At 73.6% G+C, this 22509-nt stretch carries 17 protein-coding genes; 6 read left to right on the forward strand and 11 right to left on the reverse strand.

What is annotated here, in order from left to right; translation table 11 throughout:
• Positions 1-5 precede the first annotated feature (5 nt).
• From RMN56_RS12280 to RMN56_RS12320, 9 genes are all read right to left on the reverse strand, one after another.
• Positions 6-3080 carry a malectin domain-containing carbohydrate-binding protein gene (locus RMN56_RS12280; RefSeq protein ID WP_446685815.1) on the reverse strand — a complete coding sequence of 1025 codons (3075 nt, stop codon included), beginning with the start codon at positions 3078-3080 and terminating at the stop codon, positions 6-8.
• 187 nt (positions 3081-3267) lie between these two features.
• Positions 3268-4317, reverse strand: coding sequence for a glycoside hydrolase family 26 protein (locus RMN56_RS12285; RefSeq protein WP_313723926.1), 1050 nt, complete (start codon positions 4315-4317; stop codon positions 3268-3270).
• A 145-nt stretch (positions 4318-4462) separates the two neighbouring features.
• Complete coding sequence (locus tag RMN56_RS12290; RefSeq protein ID WP_313723927.1) at positions 4463-5395, reverse strand: sulfotransferase family protein; 933 nt, start codon at positions 5393-5395, stop codon at positions 4463-4465.
• 28 nt (positions 5396-5423) lie between these two features.
• Positions 5424-7034 carry an oligosaccharide flippase family protein gene (locus tag RMN56_RS12295; RefSeq protein ID WP_313723928.1) on the reverse strand — a complete coding sequence of 537 codons (1611 nt, stop codon included), beginning with the start codon at positions 7032-7034 and terminating at the stop codon, positions 5424-5426.
• Positions 7004-7867 carry a sulfotransferase domain-containing protein gene (locus RMN56_RS12300; protein WP_313723929.1) on the reverse strand — a complete coding sequence of 288 codons (864 nt, stop codon included), beginning with the start codon at positions 7865-7867 and terminating at the stop codon, positions 7004-7006. The genes RMN56_RS12295 and RMN56_RS12300 overlap by 31 nt, the downstream gene beginning before the upstream one ends.
• 17 nt (positions 7868-7884) lie before the next feature.
• A complete protein-coding gene (locus RMN56_RS12305; RefSeq protein ID WP_313723930.1) occupies positions 7885-9090 on the reverse strand; it encodes a hypothetical protein in 1206 nt (401 codons plus the stop codon).
• Positions 9090-10577 carry an O-antigen ligase family protein gene (locus tag RMN56_RS12310; protein ID WP_313723931.1) on the reverse strand — a complete coding sequence of 496 codons (1488 nt, stop codon included), beginning with the start codon at positions 10575-10577 and terminating at the stop codon, positions 9090-9092. Before RMN56_RS12310 ends, RMN56_RS12305 begins: the two co-directional genes overlap by 1 nt.
• Entirely contained in the window at positions 10574-11575 is a 1002-nt protein-coding gene (locus tag RMN56_RS12315; protein ID WP_313723932.1) for a DUF3048 domain-containing protein, read from the reverse strand. Before RMN56_RS12315 ends, RMN56_RS12310 begins: the two co-directional genes overlap by 4 nt.
• Positions 11572-13311, reverse strand: coding sequence for a Wzz/FepE/Etk N-terminal domain-containing protein (locus RMN56_RS12320; protein WP_313723933.1), 1740 nt, complete (start codon positions 13309-13311; stop codon positions 11572-11574). The genes RMN56_RS12315 and RMN56_RS12320 overlap by 4 nt, the downstream gene beginning before the upstream one ends.
• 548 nt (positions 13312-13859) lie before the next feature.
• Between RMN56_RS12320 and RMN56_RS12325 the strand changes: the two genes are divergently transcribed.
• The 4 genes from RMN56_RS12325 to RMN56_RS12340 all read left to right on the forward strand — a co-directional run bounded on the left by RMN56_RS12325 (position 13860) and on the right by RMN56_RS12340 (position 16968).
• Positions 13860-14336: a glycosyltransferase family protein gene (locus tag RMN56_RS12325; protein WP_091265599.1), complete on the forward strand. Its 477-nt coding sequence runs from the start codon at positions 13860-13862 to the stop codon at positions 14334-14336.
• A gap of 162 nt (positions 14337-14498) precedes the next feature.
• Entirely contained in the window at positions 14499-15032 is a 534-nt protein-coding gene (locus RMN56_RS12330) for a glycosyltransferase (protein ID WP_313724725.1), read from the forward strand.
• Positions 15029-16057, forward strand: a complete 1029-nt coding sequence (locus RMN56_RS12335) for a sulfotransferase family protein (RefSeq protein ID WP_313723934.1) — start codon at positions 15029-15031, stop codon at positions 16055-16057. The genes RMN56_RS12330 and RMN56_RS12335 overlap by 4 nt, the downstream gene beginning before the upstream one ends.
• Positions 16054-16968 carry a glycosyltransferase family 2 protein gene (locus RMN56_RS12340; protein WP_107078870.1) on the forward strand — a complete coding sequence of 305 codons (915 nt, stop codon included), beginning with the start codon at positions 16054-16056 and terminating at the stop codon, positions 16966-16968. The genes RMN56_RS12335 and RMN56_RS12340 overlap by 4 nt, the downstream gene beginning before the upstream one ends.
• A gap of 60 nt (positions 16969-17028) precedes the next feature.
• Here the strand turns inward: RMN56_RS12340 and RMN56_RS12345 are convergent, their stop codons facing one another.
• Both RMN56_RS12345 and RMN56_RS12350 read right to left on the reverse strand, forming a co-directional pair.
• Complete coding sequence (locus RMN56_RS12345; protein ID WP_313723935.1) at positions 17029-18675, reverse strand: hypothetical protein; 1647 nt, start codon at positions 18673-18675, stop codon at positions 17029-17031.
• A gap of 104 nt (positions 18676-18779) precedes the next feature.
• Positions 18780-19658 (reverse strand): 3'(2'),5'-bisphosphate nucleotidase CysQ, encoded by an 879-nt coding sequence (locus tag RMN56_RS12350; RefSeq protein WP_313723936.1) that lies wholly within the window; start codon positions 19656-19658, stop codon positions 18780-18782.
• A gap of 199 nt (positions 19659-19857) precedes the next feature.
• Between RMN56_RS12350 and RMN56_RS12355 the strand changes: the two genes are divergently transcribed.
• Positions 19858-20952 (forward strand): aminotransferase-like domain-containing protein, encoded by a 1095-nt coding sequence (locus RMN56_RS12355; protein WP_313723937.1) that lies wholly within the window; start codon positions 19858-19860, stop codon positions 20950-20952.
• Between the two features lie 369 nt (positions 20953-21321).
• Positions 21322-22470: a magnesium/cobalt transporter CorA gene (gene corA, locus RMN56_RS12360; RefSeq protein ID WP_313723938.1), complete on the forward strand. Its 1149-nt coding sequence runs from the start codon at positions 21322-21324 to the stop codon at positions 22468-22470.
• The last annotated feature ends 39 nt before the right edge of the window (positions 22471-22509 follow it).

Here is a 22509-nt window from a genome sequence, read left to right on the forward strand (position 1 = left end):
TCGGGTCAGGGACCGACGAAGACGGTGGTGCCCCGCCAGTCCACGTTGTCGACGCCCGGGCCGCTGCGCACGGTGGCGGAGCCGGTCGGCGCGCCGTCCGACCACGCCATCGAGGAGAGGTTGCCGGTGCTGCGGGAGACGACGTAGAGCGTCTCGCCGTCGACGAACATGCCGTTCGTGTCGGCGAAGGCCGTGGTGCCGGTGACCGTGCTCCGCTCGGCGCCGACAGCGCCGGTGTCGGGCGCGAACCCGCGCCAGAACAGGGTGCTCTGGCCGGCCAACGTGTAGTAGAGACGGCCGCTCTTGTAGAACATGGCGGTCACGTTCGGCAGCTCGGCGGAGAAGTTGACCGTCATGCCCGCGTAGGTCTGGCCCTCCGGCGCGGAGCCGGTGACGACCGTGTCCCACTTGGCGTCGTGGTACGGGTCGAGCTTCTTCGGGGTGCCGAACGCCTCGCCGTCGAAGGAGCGCTTGTAGAGATCGCCGTTGACCCCGTAGAACAGGTCACCGCCGACCCAGAAGGCGCCCTTCACCGTGGACCACCGGGTGCTGTCCGAGTTGGCCACCGAGGTCGCGTTGCCCACCGCGGTGGCGCCGTCGTACGACCGCTTGGTGATGCTGTCCACCGTGGTGGCCGGCGGCACCGGCGGGAGCTTGACGATCTCGATGCCCTGGACCAGCGGGTTCTCCAGCACCCGACCGAAGTCGATGTCGAGGTTGCCGTCGCTGGTGACCGCGAAGGCCCGCATGGTGCCCTTGTTGGTGGCGCCGATGGAGGCGATCGGGTCGAAGTCGTTCAGCTTCAGCACGCCGTCGATGCTGACGTCGAACTTGCGCTTACCGGCCGTGGCCGTGCCGGCCCACCGGTTGGCCAGGTAGAACCGGACCTGGACCGGGGTGCCGGCCGGGATCGGGAAGTCCCACTGCATGTCCGGCGTGGTCGACTGGTCCCACCGCTCGCTGTTGAACAGCGCGACCGGGGTGCCCGCCGGCACGGTGGCGTCGAGGGCCGCGTCGGTGGTGTACAGCGAGGTGCTGCTGCCCGCGTTGTGGTAGGCGCTCGGTGCCGCCAGGCTGTCGGTGGCCCAGGCCGGGCCGCTCGGCGCGGCCAGCTGGTCGCCACCCGCGTTGACCCGGTAGAGGACGTCCGCCGCGTCCGGCGTCGGCGCGGTCTTCACGATCTCGATGCCCTGGACGAGCGGGTTCTCCAGCACCCGGCCGAAGTCGACGTCGACCACGCCGTCACTGACCAGCGAGAAGGACCGCATGGTGCCGCGGTCCGTGCCGCCGGCGCCGACCACCGGGTCGAAGTCGTTCAGCTTGAGCACGCCGTCGATGCTGACGTCGAACTTGCGCTTGCCCGCCGTGCCCGTGCCGGCCCAGCGGTTGGCCAGGTAGAGGCGCACGTCGACCCGGGTGCCGGCCGCGACCGGGATGTCCCACTGCATGTCCGGGGTGGTCGACTGGTCCCAGCGCTCGCTGTTGAACAGCGTCGCGGGGGTGCTCGCCGGCACGGTGGCGTCGAACGTCGCGTTGGTGGTGTACGTCGACGCGCTGTTGCCGCTGTTGTGGTAGGGGCTCGGCGCGGTGGCGCTGTCCGCGGCCCAGTCCGGGCCGCCGTCGGTCGCCGGGATGGCCGGACCGCCGGCGTTGACCCGGTAGAGGACCTCGGTCTGCGCCGCGCGGCCGGCCTGGTAGACGTCGCCGGGCAGGCCCTTGGTGCTGGTGGAGTGCGGGGCGGCGCCGCCGCTGAGCGGGAAGAAGGCGAGCCGCTTCCGCTGGTAGTCGAAGTTGCCGATGTACTCCTGGTCGCTGCCCAGCCAGAGGCCCTCCGGGGTCACCAGCATCTCGGTGACGCCGTAGCCGCGGGGGTGGCGGCCCGGGTTCCAGGACAGCGGCAGGCCGCTGGCCGGGTCGAGGGCCGCGATGCTGGCCCGCGGCACGGCGCCGGGGCCGGCCTTGTCGCGGGCCAGGGGGTTGTTCGACCAGCGGAAGTGACCGCCGACGTAGACGGCCTCCTCGCTGATGCCGGTGGAGAGGAAGGTGTCGCCGCCGCTGAAGTTGCTCCAGGTCGGTTCCTGCCCGTCGCCGGTGGCGGCGGTCTCCCAGCGGGCCGCCGAGTCGCAGAGCGTCCCCGGGTACGACGCGCCGGTGGTCACCACGACGAAGTACTTGCCGCTCGGGGCGAACTGCACGTCCCGCACCCACGAGTCGAACGCGGTGTACTTGCAGGCGCCCGAGTAGCCGTCGGTGTTCCAGTCGGCGATGGTGGCCGCGCTATCGCCCAGGTTGATCCGGACGATCTGGTCGTGGACGACCCCGTTGGCCTTCTTGAAGTTGCCGATGACCACGAGGTGCTTGCCGTCCGGCGAGACGGCCATCTTCTCCACGCCGACGCCGGCCTTGGCGCCGCCGTTGGTGCTGGTCCAGTTGTGGTTCTCGGTCAGTGCCACGGTGAGGTAGTCGGTCACCGCGCCGGTGGTCGGGTTCAGCGAGGCCAGCCCGTTGCGGGTGGTCGTCGCGGTCACGGTGGAGAAGATGCCGCCCACCAGGAGCCGCCCGTCGACCAGGGCGATGTCGGTGACCGTGCCGTTGAAGGCCGGGCCCTTGAAGCCGGCGACCGGGGTGCCGTCCGCGACGTTGAGCAGGACCAGCTTCCGGAAGTTGCTGTCGCCGACCTTGTTGAAGGTGCCGGCCAGGTAGACCGTGCCGGGCGTCGGCCCGGCGATCACCGCGGTCACCTCACCGTCGAGCACCGGGGCGAAGGAGTCGTCCAGCTTGCCGGTGGCCTTGTCGAAGGCCAGCACGCCGTTCCGGGTGACCTCGGTGGTCGAGGAGCCGCGGTTCTGCGCCTTGGTGAACGAACCACCGACGATCACCTTGTCGCCGGCGTCGTAGATGGCCACGACGTTGCCGTCGTTGATGTTCGGCGTCTTGTCCGTCGGCACCTCGCTGACAAGCGTGGTGTGGTCCGGCGCGGGGGCGGCGAGCGCGGGTACGGGGGTGAAAAGGGTGGCGATGCCGAGGACGGCGGCGCCGAGAGCGGACACCGAGCGGTGTCTCAGGAACGAGGAAGGCACAGGCTACTCCGGGGGAAACGTCGGAGGCGCTGCGGTGATGGTCGGTGCCGGCGCGAGGTGGGGCGCCGCACGACCGACCGCAGACGTGAGAGCAATACCTTCTCGCATCCGGCCGCCACGCGTCCACCCGGGACCGGGGTTTTTGACCGAGCAAACGCCCCAGGTCACACGAAAAGACGAGGGAAGATCATCGACCCGGTACGGAGGGTGGCGCCGAGGAGACACTGAGGTCCGGCGGCGGCGGATTGAAGTACGGGTCGGTGGCCATCTCGCGGAACACCGCCGCGCTCTCCGGGTCGTTGCCGAAGGTGCTGTCGTACAGGGGTTTCGTGGTCTGCCGGGCAGCGAAGTAGATGGCCGCCTTGATCTGCGGGTGCTTCTTCAGGTACGGCCCGACCTCGCGCATCCAGTCGGCCCGCTGGCCGGGCCGGCCCTCCTGGGTGAGCCCGAACTCGCCGATCACCACGGGCCGCGGGTGCTTCTGCGCGAAGGCCATGAAGTGGTCCATCCGGTCGGGGAAGCTGTTCCACTCCGGGCCGGGATAGACGTCGGCGCATAGCCAGTCGACCTGGTCGTCACCGGGGTAGTAGGCGGCGGCGTCCCGGTCGGGCTCGGCGAAGCCGTCCGCGTGCGGGCACCACACCCAGGCCGCGTTGGTGACGCCGACCTCGGTGAAGATGGCCCGGACGTGCTTCCAGGCGGCCACGTAGTCCTCGGGGGAGTGCATGCTGGCGGCCAGGTTCGGCCGGTCCATCTCCCACCGGTAGCGCAGCAGCACCGGCACCCCGAACTCCTTGACGTCGGCGGCCCGCTGCCGGATCAGCGAGTCGTAGACGCCGCTGACCGTCGACCGGGTGTCGGTGCCCTGCCAGGAGATCATCTGGAGCTTGCCCTGCGACTGGAAGGCCCGCTCCGTGGCGCCCGGGAACGCCTCGTTCCACTCGTGGAACATGTGCGCGATGGCGAGTTCGCCGCCGGCCGCGCGGTTGAAGTCGTCGTACGCGGCCGCCCGCCCGGTGGCGTTGTGGAACTGCGGCTTCACCCAGGCGCCCACCCAGGCGCCCTTCTCCGGCAGCTCCGGCCCGCGCCCCGTGGTCCGGACCGGGCCGGTCCGGGGCGTCACCGTGGGCGGGGGCGGCGCCGCCGCCGTCGTCGCGCCGTCCGGCCCGTCGGTGGAGCCGAAGTCACAGCCCGCCACCGCCGGAACGAGACAGGCCAGGGCGAACACGGCCGCCATCGTCCGTCGTAACCGTCGTACCACCGCAACCTCTCCCCAGGATGGTCGCCGGCCCCACGGCCGTCGGCCCCGGCGGACCCGCGTCAGCGGAGCGGCGCGCCGGGTCGGGCGGGCGACCCCTGGCACTCTACCGGTGCGACGGACCTCACGCGGTGTAGCCGAGCTCGCTGAGCAGGGGGCCGGCCTCGGCGAGCACGTCGGCCAGGTCCTGTTCGGTCAGTCGCTGCCGCCAGCGGCCGACCGAGTTCGGCCGGGCCTTGGCGAAACGGGCGTGCAGCGCCTGCCGGCCGGCCGGGTCGTCGACCGCCAGGAAATCGGCGACCACCTCGGCCGCCTCGGCCGGGCGGCTCACGATGTCCTCGTAGCGCAGGTGCCGGACCCGTTCCGCCGGCACGTCGGCGAGCTGGGCCAGCGCGCTGCCGGTGAAGCGGCGCCACATCCAGGCCGAGCGGCCCAGGTCGGAGACCCGGCTGAACTCCTCGCGCCGATCCGGCTCCACCCAGAACCGGGGCGCGGCGCCCCACGGCGTGCCGCCCCGGCCGCTCCTGCCGGTGCCCGTCGAGGCCGCGTTCAGCCACGGCTGCTCGGCGTGCGACACCGCCACGTCCCGGCCGTCCCGGTAGACGTGCAGGAAGACGGCGTCCGGGAAGACCTCGGTCAGGAACGGCACGATGAAGCAGTTCTCCGGGTCCTTCTCGGCGAACCGCAGCCCGCCGTGGCCGGAGGCGGCGAGCAGCGCCCCGTAGTAGCCGCGGAAGTAGCGGGCCGCCCGCTGCGGGGTCCAGCTCCCCTCGTACACGCAGCGCGCCACCGCCTTCGTCAGCCGGGGCTCGAAGTGGTACGACACGTCCGGCAGCGCACCCACGCAGCTGCCCAGGAACGTGGTGCCGGAACGCGGCGCGCCGAGGATGAAGATCGGCCGCTCGACCTTCAGGCTGAGCCTGCGGTTGGCGGCCTCCACCGGCCGCTCCAGCTCCCGGCGTTCCTTCCGGTCCGCCAGCAGGCCGACGGCGGCGAGCTTCGCGGCCTTCACGGTCGACAGGCCGGAGTGCGGGGCGAGGGGCGTGCTGCTGGTCATCGGGGTCCCATCGGTACGCAGGAACGGGTCAGGCCTGGGCGGCCGGGTTCGCGCCGCCGCGGTTGCGGCCACGCCGCAGCGCGCGCAGCGCGTCGAGGTGCAGGGTGGCCCGCCAGCGCCAGGCGCCCGCCAGGTACGCCGCCGCGCCACCGGCCACCACCAGGACGAGCACCGGCGCCGGGGCGTCGAGCAGCCGGGCCAGCCCGAGCGGCAGGCCGAACGCGGCGACGGCCAGCGCCATGGCGGCCCGGGTGCCGGCCCCGAACGGGTGCAGCCGCATCGACCACCAGAGCTGGGTCAGCGGCACCAGGTTGGTCACCAGGATGGAGACCGTCCAGGCCAGGGCCGCGCCGAGGATGCCGTAGCGCGGGATGAGCAGGATGTTGGCCACCACGTTGAGCACCGTGCCGGCCATCGCGTTGTAGAACGTCCAGGCGGTCCGGCCGGCCATGTTCAGCACCATGTCGACCATGCCGCAGCCGGTGGCCACCAGCATGGTCAGCGCGAGCAGCACCACCACCCGGTGACCGCCGCCGTAGCCCGAGCCGAACAGCGCCAGCATCGGCGCGGCGAACGCCGCGAACACCAGGTAGGCCGGCCAGGACAGCAGCACCAGCCACCCGGTGGCGGCCTGGTAGAGCTGCCGCGCCTCGGCGCGGTCGTCGCGGGCGAAGGCGGCGGCCAGCCGGTGCTGCACCGAGCTGGAGAGCGCGACGCTGGAGAGCTGGCCGAGCGCCAGGAACCGGGTCGCCGCCGTGTAGATCGCCGCGTCGGCCGGCCCGCGCAGGGCGCTGAGCAGCACGATGTCCAGCCGCTGCACCACGATGGCGGCCAGGCTGCTGACCGCGCGCGGCCCGGTGAACCGCCAGAACGGCCCGACCAGCTCGCCCGTCGGCACCGGCCGGGTCACGTGCCGGCCGGCACGGCCGACCAGCCGGCCCAGCCAGGCCAGCGCGACCACCGCGGCGATCAGGTAGGGCACCACCCAGGCCAGCGGCAGCGCCACGGTGGCGGAGAGCCCGAGCCAGGCGGCCACCGCCACGGCCAGGAACTGCACCAAAGTGCGGCCGAGCCGCTCCACGGTGAGCAGCGGCCGCATCTGGCCGAACCCACGGCAGGCGGCGAGCGCGTAGTCGTTCAGGGCGGCCAGCGGCACGAAGGCCAGCAGGATGCGCAGCGCGGTCACCGCGCCGGGGCCGGCCTCCGGCATGGTGGCCTCGGCCAGCGCCGGTGCGGCCAGCCAGCCGGCCAGGCCGAGCAGCACGCCGACCGCCAGCACCGGCAGCAGCCCGGCCAGGATCGTGCCGCGGATCCGGTCCCGCTGGTCGAGGGTCCGGTACCGGCTGACGAAGTAGACGGTCCCCACGTCGGTGCCGAGCCGGGCCGCCGACGCCGCGATCATGAAGGCGCTGGTGGCCGCGAAGAACATGCCGGCCTCGCGGACCGACCAGCCCCGGGCGATGACGATGTTCAGCCCGAAGCCGGCCACCGCGGCCAGGCCCACCCCGACCAGGTTGGCGAAGCCCTGCCGCGCCGCGCCGCCCAGTCCCGCGCCCGTGCCGCCGGCCGGTGCGGTCAGCGTCGGGGTGCCGCCGGCGTCCGCCCGGGTCACCGCCGCCACGACGGCACGCGTCCCCACCAGGAGGCCAGCCGCTCGTCGTACGGGGCGAAGTGGTCCTCCAGCCGGGCCCGCAGCTCGGCCGACATCGGCGAGCGGGACCGCGAGTTGTGCTTGCCGAAGGCGATGTCCGCCCACCGGGGCAGGCCGAGGAAGTCGCAGACCGCGTCGAAGGAGGGACGCGGATCGGCGAAGAAGTCGTCGCTGTCGATCACGTGCAGCCGCTCCCGGCCGACCAGCGCCTCCAGCCGCTCCACCTGCTGGATGTAGCGCCCGCGGGCCAGGTACGCGTTGTGCTGGAGGTGGTGGCTCGAGTACGTCGGGTCGGCGGTCATCCGCTCCCGCTCACCGGCCGTCCGCTCCTCCTCCAGCGCCAGCGCCCGCTCGAAGTCCCGCTCGGCCTCGTAGCCCCGGGCCAGCTCGTGCGAGTGCGCCGAGTACGCCCGCTCCACCGGGTCGCGGAGCAGCACCAGCAGCTTCACCGAGGGCAGGTCGCGGGCGATCCGCTGCGCGGCCAGCGGGTGGAACATGTAGTACGGGCTCGACTCGCCGGTGATCCCGCGTACGCCGAGCTGCGCCTTCACCGCCTCCGCCTTGCCGGTGGTGGGGAAGTGCCCGAGGTACCAGCTCATCCCCCGGTGGTAGTCCATGTCGAAGTAGTGCACGCCCTTGTGGTAGGCGGGCGGCAACATCCCGGGATGCTGCGAGAGCGTCTTGAACAGCGAGGTGGTGCCGCACCGCTGCGCCCCCACGATCAGGAATCCCGGCACCATCCGCGACCCGGCGGTCAACCGACCGACCGTCCGGCTCACCGACTTCACCGCGCGGAGCGCCTGTTCCTTGGCCAGCGTCACGTCCCCACTCCTCACTCTCACCGGGCCCGGCGGGCCAGGTGCTCCTCCACGGCGGGCAGCAGCCAGGTGTCGACGTGCCCCAGTCGCGCACCCGCCTCCGCCTGCCGGTCCCGCAGATAGCGTGCCGCCAGCTCCACGAGGTAGAGCACGGCGACCAGGTCGGCGTCCCGGCCGTCGGAATCGAACGGCGCCAGGCTCCGGCCCGCGCCGGCGATCAGCGCCCGCGCGGCCTCGGTCGGCTCCACCCCGTCGTTGCCGATCGCGGTCTGCACCACCCGGTGCAGCGCGTCGTAGCCGACCGGCACGTCCGCCTCGAACCGCTCCCAGTCCCAGACCAGCACCCGGCCGTCGGCCAGCACCGCGCTGTTGCCGCCGTTCCAGTCGCCGTGCCAGGCGCCGAACGCCATCGTCGGGTCCAGGTCCGCGACCGTCTTCAGCACCGCGCGCAGCCGCCCGGCCTCCGGGCGCGCGCCGAGCGCGTCCACCGCGTCGGCCAGCCGGGTCGCGTGGTCGCTCGCGGCCCAGGACCGCCGGCGTACGCCCAGACAGCCGGCCACCGCCACCATGGCCGCCCGCTCGGCCGCCTCGGCGGCGGCCGGGGTGGCCCGGGGCAGCCGCACCGGCAGCGCCTCCTGCACCAGCAGCGCGTGCCCGTGCCAGTCGCCGTGGTGGCATACCCCGGCCACGGTCACCGGGCCGAGCGGCAGGCCGGCCAGCCGGGCCAGCGCGGCGGCCTCCGCGTCGACCAGGGCGCGGGTCAGCGGGTCGACGCCGAGCTTCGCGTACCCGAGGGCCCGGCCGTCCGGTGCGAGCAGTTGCAGCACCGGCTTGCGGTTGGCCCGGGCGGGCCCGATGTGCAGGCTGACCAGCGCCCGCTCGCCGAGCACCTCGGCCAGGTACGCGTCCAGCCCACCGCCGGTCACCACCAGCCGGTCGCGGAAGACCAGCGGCCCCAGGCCGAGCCGGAACGCGGTGGCCAGGCCCTGCCGGACCAGCTTGGCCTTGCGGCCGACCGCCTCGGTGGAGTGCCGCACGGCGCTCGCCGCGGCGCGGCCGGAGCTGGTGGGCACCAGCAGCCGGGGGCGGGACGCCGAGGGCACCACCATCCAGCCGGCGCCGCCCCGGCGCAGGGCGGGTTCGGCCGGCTCGGGCCAGATCAGCCCGGCCAGCTCACCGAGGTAGGCGGAGCGGCCGTCGCCGTCCGGAGGTACGCGGAACACCATCAGTGGTCACCGGCAGCTTCCAGTCGGGCCCGTAGCCCGGCCACGGTGCCCCGGGGCGGCGCCGGCGCGAGTGCCCGGCGGAGCCGGTCGTTGCGGGCGAGCAGGGCGACCGAGATCAGGCCGTAGGCGAGGGTGGCTTCCAGTGCCCCGTAGGTGAACTGGAAGAAGAGCATGAGGATGAGCACGAGACTGCCGGCGATCCCGATCGCGCTGTGGTCGCGCCGGTAACGCCAGAGGCAGTAGAGGAAGAAGCCGTTGTAGGCGATCGCGCCCACGTAGCCCTGGCCGACCAGCAGCGCCCAGAGCTGGCCGTTGCTGCCCAGCTCCCGGTTGCCGCACTGCTTGCAGTCGTCGGACTTGCCGATGGCGATCGACCGGTTGCTGCCGATCAGCGCCCGGTTTCCGCCGTAGCCGAGGATCGGTGAGTGGTTCGCCGCGGTGACCGCGCCCTCGGAGAGGGTGGTGCGGATGTCGTCGCTGTGCCCGTTCTGGAGTCGCTCGTCGAAGGTGCGGCCCAGCGGTGTGGCGATGATCAGCACCCCGATCAGGCCGACCGCCAGGGCGAGCCCGCCGAGGACCACCATCCGGCCGCGCAGAGCGAGCCGGATCGCCACGTAGACCGCGGAGATGCCGAGGCCGATCCAGAGGCCGCGGTTGAGCGAGTAGATGATCGGGAAGATCGCGGCCAGCGCGATGGCGACGCCGGCCACCCGGCGCAGCGGCCTGCCCAGCACCACCCAGCCGACGATCAGCCAGACGAGCAGGATCGCCGTGTTCTCGCCCCACGAGTTCGTGTAGGTGAACGGCGCGGACGGTCGCGGCGAGCTGGCCTCGCCTTCGATCACCTGCTGGACCTGGGCGAACTTCACGTCCATGAGCGAGGCGACGAAGGGCTGGCTGGCGATCGAGTGCGGCAGGATGAACCGCAGCGGCGCGACGAAGCCGAGGGTCGGGAAGAGCGAGCCGAGCCAGCCGCCGATCACCACGACCACGCCCATGAACCCGAAGAGCCGGACGATCCGGCGCCGGGACAGCTCCCGCTCGCCGAGGTTGTAGACGTAGAGCATGACCACGGTCATGCCGACGAAGTTGGCCAGCCGGATGGCCCAGCCGATGTACCGGCCGCCACCGCCCGGCGGCAGCGTGTTCGGCGCGGTGAGGCCGAGCATGGTGGCGGAGAGGACCAGCCAGAGCAGCAGGAGCAGCCAGATCCCGAAGCCGGGCGGCACCCGGACCGGGCCCCGACGGACCATCTGCACCAGCATCGGCACCGCGAAGATGACGAAGACGAAACTGGACACCCCGAGCGCCCACCACAGCGGGTAGAGCACGAAGAGCGCGATCAACGGCCACGCCGTGGGCAACCGCAGCGACCAGCCCTTCGGCCGCACCGTGGCCGGCCTGAGCCGGGTCCCGGCGGGCGGCGGCACCGCCGCGTCGACCGGGGCCGACCCGCGCGCCGGGCGGGGCGGGGTGACCGTGCTCATTTCACGGTGACCTTGGCGGTGGTCGGCGCGTAGATCACCCAGGCGTTGCCCGGCTGCGGGTGCAGGAGGTCGCCGCCGGTGTCGGCGAGGGTGCAGACCATCCCGAGGCCCGGCTTGCGCCACCGGCCCTTGGCGCTGGACGGCCCGGAGACCGCGACCACCGCGCCCTCACCGAAGACGTTCGCCGACGGGAGCGACCGGGGCGACGGGTTCCGCACGTCGAGCGTCCGGTATTCCATGGTCAGCACGAGCACCGACGCGGCGGTCACCGTGGCGGTGCCCACCTTGCCCACCCAGAGCGACTTCTGCTGGTCGTACCGCCAGACCATGGGCGGTCCGCCGGAGACGGCGACCGACAGCTCGGTGGCCGGCGCGAGGTCCCGCGCGGCCAGGGCGGCGCCGTCGGTGGCGTGGTCGAGGGGCGGCGTGGGCGGCTGGCCGCCCTTCGGCGCGGCCTTGAGCAACGCGGCCGTCGAGGTGTAGCCGTCGTCGATGGCGTCGCCGTCGTCCGGCGTGACCCCGGCCAGCCCGGACTTCTCGAACTGGCTGAGGAAGCCGGTGGGGCCGCCGGCGTAGCCGACGAACGGTCGCAGCACGGCGACCGACCGGATGTCGACCGGGCGGATCTCGGCGACCGGGCCGACCTTGGCGGCGTCACGGGAGTGGAACACCGCGGTCAGGTGCAGCGTGTCGGACTCGGCGAACTCGGCGTAGACCAGGTCGGCCGCGTCCAGCCCGGCCGGGGTGGTCGAGGGGCTGACCCGCAGCGGCACGGCGACCGCCTGGCGGCCGGCCAGCGGCGCGGCGCTCACCGGCGCGCCGGTCAGCGGGCCGGCGGGCAGGCTCGGGGTCGGGCTCGGCGGGGGCGTCGCCGGGGCGCTGCCCGGGTCGACCACGTCGACGCTGCCCGCCTCGGGCTGGGGCTCGCTGCAGGCCGTGCCGAAGCCGACCACGAGGGCCGGGGCGAGGGCGGCGCGAAGCAACTGCCGGCGGTTCACCCCAGGTCCTCGCCGGAGTCCAGCGCGTAGCTGCGGCCGTCGCCGTCACCCCGGGAGCGGTAGGTGCCGCCGCTGCCGTTGACCGGCAGCGGCTTGTTCGGCACCGGCGGCTTGACCGACGCCTTGCCCGGCGCGGACGGCTTCGCCGACCCGGCCGCGGAGCCCGAACCGGACGGCTGCATCCGGGGCAGCACCATGGTGGACTCGGCGGACGGGCCGGGGCTCGGCCGCGGCTTGGGCCGGTTGACCGGGGTCGCCGGGCGGGCGGCGCCGGGTGCCGGGGCGGGCAGGCGCGGGGCCAGCACGGCGCCGATCACCGGGGCGTTGACCTGCTCGAACTGCTGGAGCGCGGCGGTGATCTCGCCGCTGCGGGTCCGCCCGCTCTCGGCCACCACGATCACCGCGTCGACGTGCCGGCCCAGCGCCTGGGCCTCCACGGCGAGGGTCGGCTGGGCGGTCTCGATGATCACGTGGTCGAAGCGCGCCGACAGCTCGCGCAGGATCTCCAGCAGGCCGGAGACCGGCAGCTCGACCTCGGCGTCCAGGTCACCCGGGACGAGCACCCGGAGCTGGCCGAGACCGGGCAGCGGGGCCAGCGCCTTGAGCGCGGGCACGTCCCGGCGGAGCACCGAGGCCAGGCTGTGCCGCCCCTCGGCCACCCCGGTGATGCTGCTCAGCGCCGAGTCCGGCTTGGTGGTGATCAGCGCGACCTGCTGGCCGGTCCGGGCGTACGCGGCGGCCAGGTTGGCGGCGACGAACCCGGCGGCGGAGCCGGCCGAGCCGTCGCAGAGCAGCAGCTGGCGCCCTCGACCGGCCTGCGCCGGCTCGGGCACCGCGGAGAGCAGCACGTTGCGCAGCCGGCCCAGCTCGCGGGAGATCCGGTGGGTGGCCGGCAGCACCGCCAGCGACGGGGTGCGGGTGGGCAGCTCCAGCAGCAGCGGCAGGCCGACCCGGTCGGAGATGTCGCGCCCCCGGCGGATCCGCGTGTCGAGCCGGTCCAGCACCAGCGCCAGCACGATGCCGAGCAGCAGGCCGGCGCCCATGCCGCTGGCCAGGTTCAAGGTGCGGTTGGGGGAGCTGGGGCTCTCCGGCAGCCGGGCGTCCGAGATGATCTCGCCCGGGTCGCTGTCGGCGGACAGCAGCGGGCTGAGCCGGTTGTTCAGCGAGGTCAGCTGGTTGGTCAGCACGTTCCGGTCGGCCTCGGCGCGCTCCCGCTCGGGGCTGTTGGCCGGCGCCGCCGCGATCCGGCCGGCGACCGAGCTGAGCTGCTTGTTCACGTCGGCGATCTGCTGCTTGAGCGCGGTGGTCTCGTTCTCCAGCGCCTTCTGCGCGGTGGCCTTGCGCAGGTCGAGGTAGGCCTGCGCGAAGGCGTGCGAGCCGGCCTGCGCCTGGGCGGGGCTGTCGGCCTCGTAGGCCACCTGGAGGATCTGGCTGTTCGGCGGGACGGTGACCGTCACCGACTTCACCAGCTGGTCGGCCCCGGTGTCGACCTTCATGAGGCCCTTGGCCCGCTCGGCCACCACCAGCGAACGGACCACCTGGGCCTCGGTGTCGAGGTTCACCTTGGCGTTGGGGTTGCTCTCCGCGCCGGCGCTGAGCGGGCGGACGAGCAGCGACGTGCCCGACGTGTAGCGCGCGTGCTGGAGCTGGCTCACCGCCAGGCCGCCGGCCAGGCCGAGGACCGCGGCGAGGAGCAGGATCCACCAGCGGCGGCGCAGCCAGCCCAGGTAGGCCATCAGGGCAAGACCGTCGGAATCGCTCTCGGCCAAATGGGGTGAGGGCATCAGAGTCTGTCGCTCCCTTTCGACCGAGCCGGGCAGTCCACGGCGCAGACTGGACCTGACCGTGGCCTTGAGTGTCCCCGATCCGAACGATGAGGGAAAGTCTGCTCCCGTTCCGGTAAGCCTGCCCAGGTGTAGGCAGCCCGCGTAGATATGGCCGATCGGCGCTGGCCATTCGGCGGGTTTCCCGGTGTTGGGCCCGACCTGCCCCCGGGGTCGGCGTCGCCGTCGGCCCTCGTGCGGAGCGGTGACGGAATCCTGACACACCATCGGCCGTCGCGGTTGGCCCGGCCCGCCATGGCGGCGGAACGCGGGCTGACCTCGGTCCTCGCCGGCTCCGCCGGATCCCGTTCACGGGAATCCCCGGGTGACCCGACCGGTCGGTGGGGATCCGTCCAACGGCCCCTTCAGTTGTCCACCCCCGCGCCAGTAGGTTGTCATGGCGCGTCCGGGGGTCATTCACGAAAATCCGGGCGTGATCGCGGCGTACGGGGAGGAACATTCTGGTGAGCGGGTCAATCGACGACTCGGGGCAGGTCCTGCTGGTCGGCTCCAGTGGTGGGCATCTCGCCCAGCTCCTGGCGCTGGAGCCGTGGTACCGGGAGCGGCGTCGGGCGTGGGTCACGTTCGACACCCCGGACGCCCGCTCGCTGCTCGACGGTGAGGACGTGGTCTGGGCCCACCACCCCACCACGCGGAACGTCCGGAACCTGGTCCGCAACGCCTTCCTCGCGCTGAAGGTGATCCGCCGCCGCCGCGTCGACGCCGTGGTCACCACCGGCGCCGGGGTGGCCCTGCCGTTCGTGGTCGCGGCCCGGCTGCGCCGGATCCCGACGGTCTACATCGAGGTCTACGACCGCATCGACAGCGCGACGCTGACCGCCCGGCTCTGCCGCCCCTTCCTCTCCGCGATGCTCGTGCAGTGGGAGGAGCAGCGCCGCATGTACCCGGAGGCGACCGTCGTGGGGAACCTCCTGTGAGCGCGAGGAGTGAGCCGGTTTTGCGAGCCCCGCAGTCGCGAACGAAGGTGACGCTGTGAGCGCGAGGAGTGAGCCGGTTTTGCGAGCCCCGCAGTCGCGAACGAAGGTGACGCTGTGAGCGCGCACCTGCCCCGGCAGCGGGACGGGCGCACGACGCCGTACGTGCTGGTCGTCGTCGGCACCGACGTGCACCGGTTCGACCGGCTGGTCGGCTGGCTCGAGCGGTGGCACGCCGGGCGGCCGGGTGTCCGGCTCGTCCTCCAGTACGGCCACAGCCACCCGCCGGCGCTGCCCGAGGCCACCCCGTTCCTCGGCCACGAGGAGCTCCAGCGGGCCATGGCCGAGGCCACGCTGGTGGTGAGCCACGGCGGCCCGGCCACCATCACCGAGGCCCGCCGCACCGGCCACCTGCCGATCGTGGTGCCCCGCGACCCGAGCCACGACGAGCACGTCGACAATCACCAGCAGCTGTTCTCGCGGCGGCTCGGCGCGGCGGGCATGGTCCGTCTCTGCGAGTCCGAGGCCGAGCTGGTCGCCGCCCTCGACGAGGGCCTGGCCGACCCGGCCCGGTTCGTCCTGGCCGCGGACCCGGACCGGCCCGATCCGCGCGCCGAGGCGGTGGCCCGGGTCGGCGCGGTGATCGACGGCCTGGTGGCCGGCCGGGCGAGCCAGCGTGCCGGCGGGCGGCGCCGGTGAGCGCCCCGGAGCCGTCCGAGCCCCGTGTCCTCTTCGTGGGCGGCCTCGGCCGCAGCGGCTCGACCCTGCTGGAACTGCTGCTGGCGCAGAGTGCCGACGTCTGCGCGGTCGGTGAGGTGGTGCACCTCTGGGAACGCGCGCTCGGCGCCGACGAGCGGTGCGGCTGCGGCGAACGCTTCACGGCCTGCCCGTTCTGGCAGCGGGTGGGTGAGCACGCGTTCGGTGGCTGGTCCGCCGTCGACCGGGACGACGTGCTGGCGCTCAAGGACCGGGTCGACCGGACCCGGCACATCCCCCGCCTGGCGAAGAACTCGCTCTCCGCCGAGCAGCTCGCCGACGTCCGCCGCTACGCCGACCTCTACACCCGCATCTACCGGGCCGCCCTCGCGGCGACCGGCGCCCGGGTGGTGGTCGACTCCAGCAAGCACGCCTCGCTCGCCTTCGCGCTGCGCTGGGCGGAGGGGCTCGACCTGCGGGTGCTGCACCTGGTCCGGGACAGCCGGGCGGTCGCGTACTCCTGGGGCAAGCAGGTGCGCCGGCCGGAGGTGGTCGACGGCGAGGACTTCATGCCGACCTTCTCGCCGTTCGAGGTGAGCAAGCTGTGGACCGCGCAGAACGCCGCGTTCCACCTGCTCGCCGCCCGGGCGAAGGTGCTCCGGCTGCGCTACGAGGACTTCACGGCCGACCCGGCCGGCACGGTCCGCCGGCTGCGCGAGTTCGCCGGCCTGCCCGACGACCCCGAGGCGCTGCGCATCCTCACCTCCGACCACTCCAGCTCGGCGCGTCTGACGCCGCGCCCCGACCTGGAGCCGTCGCCCCCCGCCGCCCCGTTCCGCGCGCACAGCGTCGCCGGCAACCCCCTGCGGTTCAGCGGCGGGCCGTTGACCGTGCGGCGGGACGAGGCGTGGCGGAGCCGCCTGCCGCGCCGCAGCCGGGCCGTGGTCAGCCTGGCCACGCTCCCCTTCCGAGTCCGCTACGGCTACCTGGGCCAGCGGGGTTCCGACGAGTCCGTGGAGAGAGCATGAGTGGGCCGAGCATCTCGGTCGTCGTACCGACGCGGGACCGTCCGGAGCTGCTGCGCGCGGCACTCGACGCGATCCTCAGCCAGGCGCACCCCGGCCTGATCGAGGCCATCGTGGTCTACGACCAGTCCGAGCCGGACCGGTCGCTGGAGCTGGACCGGGGCGACCGGCGGGTCCGGGTCATCACCAACACCCGCAGCCCGGGGCTGGCCGGGGCGCGCAACACCGGCATCGAGGCGGCCACCGGCGACCTCGTCGCGTTCTGCGACGACGACGACGAGTGGCTGCCCGGCAAGCTCGCCGCCCAGCTCGGGGCGCTCGACGTGCACCCGGACGGCGCGCTGGTGAGCTGCGGCATCCGGGTCAGCTACGACGACCGCACGGTGGACCGCTCGCTGGACCGCTCCCGGGTGTCGCTGGAGGCGCTGCTGCGCGACCGGCTCACCGAGCTGCACCCGTCCACGTTCCTGATCCGCCGGGCCGCCCTGCTCGACGCGATCGGGCTGGTCGACGAGCAGATCCCGGGCAGCTACGCGGAGGACTACGAGTTCCTCCTCCGGGCCGCCCGGTACGCCCCGCTGGTCAATGTGGAGAGCCCGTACGTGCTGGTCCGCTGGCACAAGCGGTCGTACTTCGCGCAGCGCTGGGAGACCATCTCGACGGCGTTGCAGTGGCTGCTGCGCCGCTACCCGGAGTTCGCCACGGTGCCGCACGGCGAGGCGCGGGTGGCCGGTCAGATCGCCTTCGCGCAGGCGGCCATGGGCAACCGGCGGGACGCCGTGCGCTGGGCCCGGCGCACGCTGGCGCGCAACCCGCGGGAGCCGCGCGCCTACCTGGCGCTGGCGGTGGCGAGCCGGGCGGTGCAGGCCGACCGGGTGCTGCGCACGCTGCACAAGCGGGGCCGCGGCATCTGAGCCGTGGACGCCGAACGGGCGGGCGACCAGCCGGTCACCCGCCCGTTCCGCTGCACGGGGTCAGGCCACGCAGAAGGACTTCCACGCCTGGATGCTCGGCTGGTCGAGCAGCCGGAAGTCGCCCTGGCTGACCACCTGGTTGTAGTAGGCCACGAACTCCGGCCGCTGGCCGTTGAGGAAGCCGGTCATCGAGCGGATCCAGGTCGCCCGCCCGCTGCCCGAGTCGCCCGGCACCAGGTCACTGCCGGTCTCGGCGACGCCCCACGGCTTGCCCAGCGCCTTGGACTTGCTGATCATCTCGCCGTAGATCTCCTGCGGCGGGGCGTACCGCTTCCACTTGGCGCCCCAGTTGTAGCAGTCCCAGCCGAGCGTCTCGATCACGTCGCCGCCGGGGTAGAAGGCGTCGAAGCTGCGCCCGGACTTTGGGTCGAGCGTCCAGCACATCAGGATCAGCGTGTTGATCAGCTTGGGGTTGCCGGCCCGGTTGGCCAGCCCGGCGACCCGCTTCCACGCCGTCCGGTACGCCGCCGTGGTGAATGCGCCGCGCTCGACGTCGTCCTCGGGCTCGTGGAAGTAGGACCAGTACACGTTGTGCTCGCGCGGGATCGAGGCGAACCAGGAGGCGAGCCGGGAGTCGTACTTGCCGGAGTTGATGTCCTGCGGCGAGGCCTTGAAGGAGACGACCACGGTCCGGTCCACCACGTCGGCGCGGCTGCCGTTCCAGGCCGGCGGCAGCCCGGGGAAGAAGACGCGGGCCATCCGCAGCTTGCCGAAGGTCCGGTCGGAGCGGCTGAGCGCCTGGCCGAAGCTCTCCCCGTTCTGCACGCCGATCGACGCGCCGGGGAGGGTCAGCCGGGTGCCGGCGAAGCCCGGAGTGGTGCCGGCGGAGGTCGACGGCGACACGGCCGGCTTGCCGCCGAGGCCCTGTTCGGCGCTGGGGGTGGCGGCGCCGGGCGTGGCCGCGCCGCTCGGGCCGGCCGACTGCACCGGTCCGCCGGTGCGCGGCGCCTCGCCGGCCTGCCGGGTCGAATCGGGCCGGAGGGTCGCCACGGCGGCGCCACCGCCCGCGACGGCGAGCACGAGCGCCGCGGCGACGGCGATCCGCCACCGGCGCCGGGATCCCCCGGGCGGCGTCGGGGTCAGCGCCACCGGCGGGAGCGGCGGCTGGTCGGCGCCACCGGGCCAGGCCGCGGTACGCGGCTCGCCTGGTACGCCGTCCGGCGCCGGCCCGGGCAGGGTGGCCGTGGCGGCCGGCGCGCCCTCGGCCCAGCCGGCCTCCGGTCCGGGCCCGGCGGCCGGCCCCCAGTCGCCCGGCCCGCCGTGCCCGGCCCAGTCGGTGTCCCCGCCGTGTGGCGGCCAGTCCTGCTCCCCGCCGTGCGGCGGCCAGTCGTACTCCCCGCCGTGCGCCGGCAGGTCGACGTCCGCCGCCCGGGCCGCCGGGTCGGCGTCCGGGTGCCCGGCCGGGCCGGCCTGCCGCGTCGGCCAGGCGTATCCCGGGTCGGCGCCGGCCCACCGGGGGTCGGGGTCGCCGTGACCGGGCCCGGCCTCCGGCCAGGGCAGGCCGGATCGGGCCTCGGCCGGTGGCACCGGCGGCGCGGCCTCGGGCCAGGGCAGGACGGGCGCGCCCTGCTGGCGCGGGACGTCCTGCCCCGGCCAGAGGCCGGTCGGCTGTCCGAAGGCGTTGTGCTGGTCTCGCTCGGCCGGCATGACCCTCCCTGGCTGGCGGTGGCCCGTCTCTCGGGACTCAGGTCGGACGTGCATTCCGACCGAACGATATCCTCCGGTCACCTGGGCCGTGCGTACCGCAACACTCAGCCGAACGCCCCACCCGGGGTGTCGGTGACGGTCGAAGCGGGCATCTCGACCCCGGTGCGGGCGATCGCGTCGAGCAGCTGGTCGGCCAGCTCGGGGCGGCAGACCAGCAGATCCGGCAGCCGGGGGTCGGCCCGGTTGTAGCGCAGCGGCGACCCGTCGATCCGGGACGCGTGCATCCCGGCGCCCAGGGCCACCGCCACCGGGGCGGCGCTGTCCCATTCGTACTGGCCGCCCGCGTGGACGTACGCGTCGACCTCGCCGGTCACCACGGCGCACACCTTGACCCCGGCGGAGCCCATGGGGACGGCCTGCGCGCCGAGCAGCTCGACCAGCTCGCCGACGAAGGCCGGCGGTCGGCTGCGGCTCACCGCGATCCGGATCGGCCCGTCGGCCGGCTTCGGGGTCGGGCAGGTGGTGCCGAGGATGAGCTGGTCACCGTCCACCGTGGTGCGGGCCGGCATGCCCACGGCGCCGGCGACCAGGGCGCCGTCCGGCGCGGCCGAGCGCTGCCAGAGCGCCACGTGCACCGCCCAGTCGTCCCGCCCGGCCTCGGAGAACTCCCGGGTGCCGTCCAGCGGGTCGATGATCCAGACCCGGTCGGCGTCGTGCCGGGGCGCCCGCTCGCCGTCCGCCCAGGCCCGGCGCGAGTCGGCCTCCTCCTCGGAGAGCACCGCGTCGGCGGGCCGCCAGCGGGCCAGCGCGGCGGTCATCAGCTCGTGCGACGCGCGGTCCCCGGCGTCCTTGAGTGCCCTGGGGTCCGCGAAGCCCTGCCGGTCCCGCAGCGCGGTGAGCGCCTCGCCCGCCCGGCCGGCGAGCCACTGCGCGAACTGCTGGTCGTCGAGCCGTCCGGCGTCGTCCTCGGTCACGAGCCTCACCACCTGTCTCCCCGGGTCTGCCGCGACCCGCAATCCTTCGGCGGCCGGTGGTTCCGGCGCCAGCTTCCGGTCGGATGGTAGACAGCCGTGAACTCGTTTCGAATCCGCGTCGCCCCTGGTGGACGGAGCGGCCGCCCGCATGTTGAACTTCGCGTGTATGGCGGTCGGACCCGCCGGGCCAGGCCCTAGGCTCGTGCGCATGACCGCCGAGCAGCTGATCTCCTTCGCCCGTGGGGCTCCCTCGCTGGACATCGTCGATGTCGAGGGGCTCAAGGCCGCCGCCGTCCGCGCCTTCGACGCCGACCCCGCCGGGATCACGGCGTACGGCACTTCCGTCGGCTACCCGCCCCTGCGGAAGTGGATCGCGGAGAAGCACGGCGTCGAGACCGACCAGGTGCTGATCACCAACGGTTCGCTCCAGGCCGACGCGTTCCTCTTCGACCACCTGGTCCGCCGGGGCGACGCGGTGGTGGTCGAGCGCCCGACGTACGACCGGACGCTGCTCAACCTCCAGCAGATGGGCAGCGAGATCCACGGCGTCACGATCCAGCCGGACGGCCTGGACACCGCCGAGCTGCGCAAGCTGCTGGAGTCGGGGGTCCGGCCGCGGCTGGCCCACGTCATCCCGAACTACCAGAATCCGGCCGGCGTGACGCTCTCCCTGGAGAAGCGCCGTGAGCTGCTCGACCTGGCCGCCGAGTACGACTTCACGATCTTCGAGGACGACCCGTACGCGGACATCCGGTTCCGGGGCGAGCCGCTGCCCTCGATGCTGTCGATGGACACGCGGGGTGTGGTGGTGCACGCCTCCAGCTTCACGAAGACGGTCTGCCCGGGCGTCCGGGTCGGCTACCTGGTCGGCCCGCCCGACGTGATCGCGAAGATCGCCAAGCGGGCCACCAACCTCTACATCTCGCCGGGCATGGTCTCCGAGGCGATCGTGCACCAGTTCTGCGTCTCCGGCGAGATCGACCGGTCGATCCACACGGTGCGCACGGCGCTGGGTGAGCGCGCCGAGGTGCTGGCCGACTCGCTGCGCCGGCACATCCCGGAGGCCCGGTTCGTGGAGCCGGACGGCGGCTACTTCCTCTGGATCGAGCTGCCCGAGGACGTGGAGGTCGACCGGCTCGCCCCGGCCGCGGCGGAGCGCGGCGTCGCGGTGGTCAAGGGCAGCGACTTCATGATCGACGGTGGCCGGCACGCGCTGCGGCTGGCGTTCTCGGCGGTGACGGCCGACCGGATCGACGAGGGCGTCCGGCGGCTGGCAGAGGCGATGGCATCCGTCCGGGGCTAGCTTTCTGTCGGGTTCCCGACAGAAGGGCGATACCGGCCGGTCCGGCTCTCCCGCTGGGCCGGTCGGCGACCCACAATGCTGCGAGCGCCGCTCACCTTTTCTCGGTGACCGGTCCGCCGACCGGGCGGCCACGGGCCGCCCCGTCCGGGCCGCCGGCGCGCACAGCACTACTCCCGCCCCCAAATGGGTGCCGGGTGGGCCGTGTCGCCCCTCACCCCCCTGACGCGGCCGGCCCGCCCGGCGCCGTCACCGCTCCCGCCCGGGCGTGACGCGGGTCGCAGTCCGGCAGGCCGCCCCGTGCTCGCCCGCGCTGCGCCCCGTCCCGACCGGCGTAACCTGCAAGCCGCAGCTTCGTGGAGAGGGGGCGAGATGACGGACCGGGTGGCACGCGACCGCGGCGCCGCGCAGAACGGCGACCGGGCACCCCGACCACGGGCCTGGGCGGCGCCGGTACGCGCCATGTCCCGCATCCTCAACGCCGACGGCTCTCCGCGTACGACCGAGCCGGCCGGCTCCGGCCGGAGCGGGATCGTCGACTGCGGCCTGTACGTCGACGGCGAGCGCCGGCCCGGCGACTGGACCTACGCCGACGCCCTGACCGCCGCTCGCCGGGAGCGAAACGGTTTCGTGTGGCTCGGCCTGCACGAGCCGGAGCTGGAGGAGATGACCGCGATCGCGGCCACCTTCGGCCTGCACGAGCTGGCCGTCGAGGACGCGGTCAAGGCCCAGCAGCGTCCGAAGCTGGAGCGCTTCGGCGACGTGGCCTTCCTCGTGCTGCGCACTGCCCGCTACTGCGAGCACACCGAGCTGACCGAGAACTCCGAGGTGGTGGAGACCGGCCAGGTGATGCTCTTCATCGGGCCGAACTTCCTGATCAGCGTGCGGCACGGGGACGCCTGCCGGCTGTCGCCGGTCCGGGCCGACCTGGAGGCGAAGCGGGACCTGCTGCTGCACGGCCCGTGGGCTGTCGCGTACGCGGTCACCGACCGGGTGGTGGACCTCTACCTGGAGGTGGCCGACCGGCTGGAGGACGACCTCGACGTGCTGGAGGCGGACGTCTTCGACCGGCAGGGCAGCGGGCGGATCCAGCGGATCTACCAGATGAAGCGGGAGCTGGTGGAGTTCAAGCGGGCCGTGGTGCCGTTGCAGCGCCCGCTGCTCACCCTCACCTCGCAGGTCAACCGGGAGGTGCCGCAGGAGGTGCGACGCTACTTCCGGGACGTGCAGGACCACCTGAGCCGCACCGTCGAGCAGGTGAACTCCTACGACGACCTGCTCAACTCGATCCTCCAGGCGCGGCTGGCCCAGGTCACCGTCGACCAGAACAACGACATGCGCAAGATCGCGGCGTGGGCCGCGATAGGTGCCGTGTGGACCGCCATCGCCGGCATTTACGGCATGAACTTCAAGAACATGCCGGAGCTGGGCTGGACCTACGGCTACCCGGGGGTGTGGGCGCTGATGCTGATCTCGTCGTTCACGCTCTACCGGTTGTTCCGCCGCAACGGCTGGTTGTGACCGGCAGACGGAAGCGCCGGCCGCGCGGGGGCGTCCCCG

Origin of the sequence: Micromonospora halotolerans, assembly GCF_032108445.1 — a bacterium.
GTDB classification, from domain to species: Bacteria; Actinomycetota; Actinomycetes; order Mycobacteriales; family Micromonosporaceae; genus Micromonospora; species Micromonospora halotolerans.

Excerpts from the sequence above, each read along its gene's own strand:
- RMN56_RS12305 (WP_313723930.1), bottom strand. The coding sequence starts at position 9,090 with ATGGTGTTCCGCGTACCTCCGGACGGCGACGGCCGCTCCGCCTACCTC.
- RMN56_RS12355 (WP_313723937.1), top strand. The coding sequence starts at position 19,858 with ATGACCGCCGAGCAGCTGATCTCCTTCGCCCGTGGGGCTCCCTCGCTG.
- RMN56_RS12310 (WP_313723931.1), bottom strand. The coding sequence starts at position 10,577 with ATGAGCACGGTCACCCCGCCCCGCCCGGCGCGCGGGTCGGCCCCGGTC.
- RMN56_RS12290 (WP_313723927.1), bottom strand. The coding sequence starts at position 5,395 with ATGACCAGCAGCACGCCCCTCGCCCCGCACTCCGGCCTGTCGACCGTG.
- corA (WP_313723938.1), top strand. The coding sequence starts at position 21,322 with ATGACGGACCGGGTGGCACGCGACCGCGGCGCCGCGCAGAACGGCGAC.
- RMN56_RS12345 (WP_313723935.1), bottom strand. The coding sequence starts at position 18,675 with ATGCCGGCCGAGCGAGACCAGCACAACGCCTTCGGACAGCCGACCGGC.
- RMN56_RS12285 (WP_313723926.1), bottom strand. The coding sequence starts at position 4,317 with ATGGCGGCCGTGTTCGCCCTGGCCTGTCTCGTTCCGGCGGTGGCGGGC.
- RMN56_RS12320 (WP_313723933.1), bottom strand. The coding sequence starts at position 13,311 with ATGGCCTACCTGGGCTGGCTGCGCCGCCGCTGGTGGATCCTGCTCCTC.
- RMN56_RS12340 (WP_107078870.1), top strand. The coding sequence starts at position 16,054 with ATGAGTGGGCCGAGCATCTCGGTCGTCGTACCGACGCGGGACCGTCCG.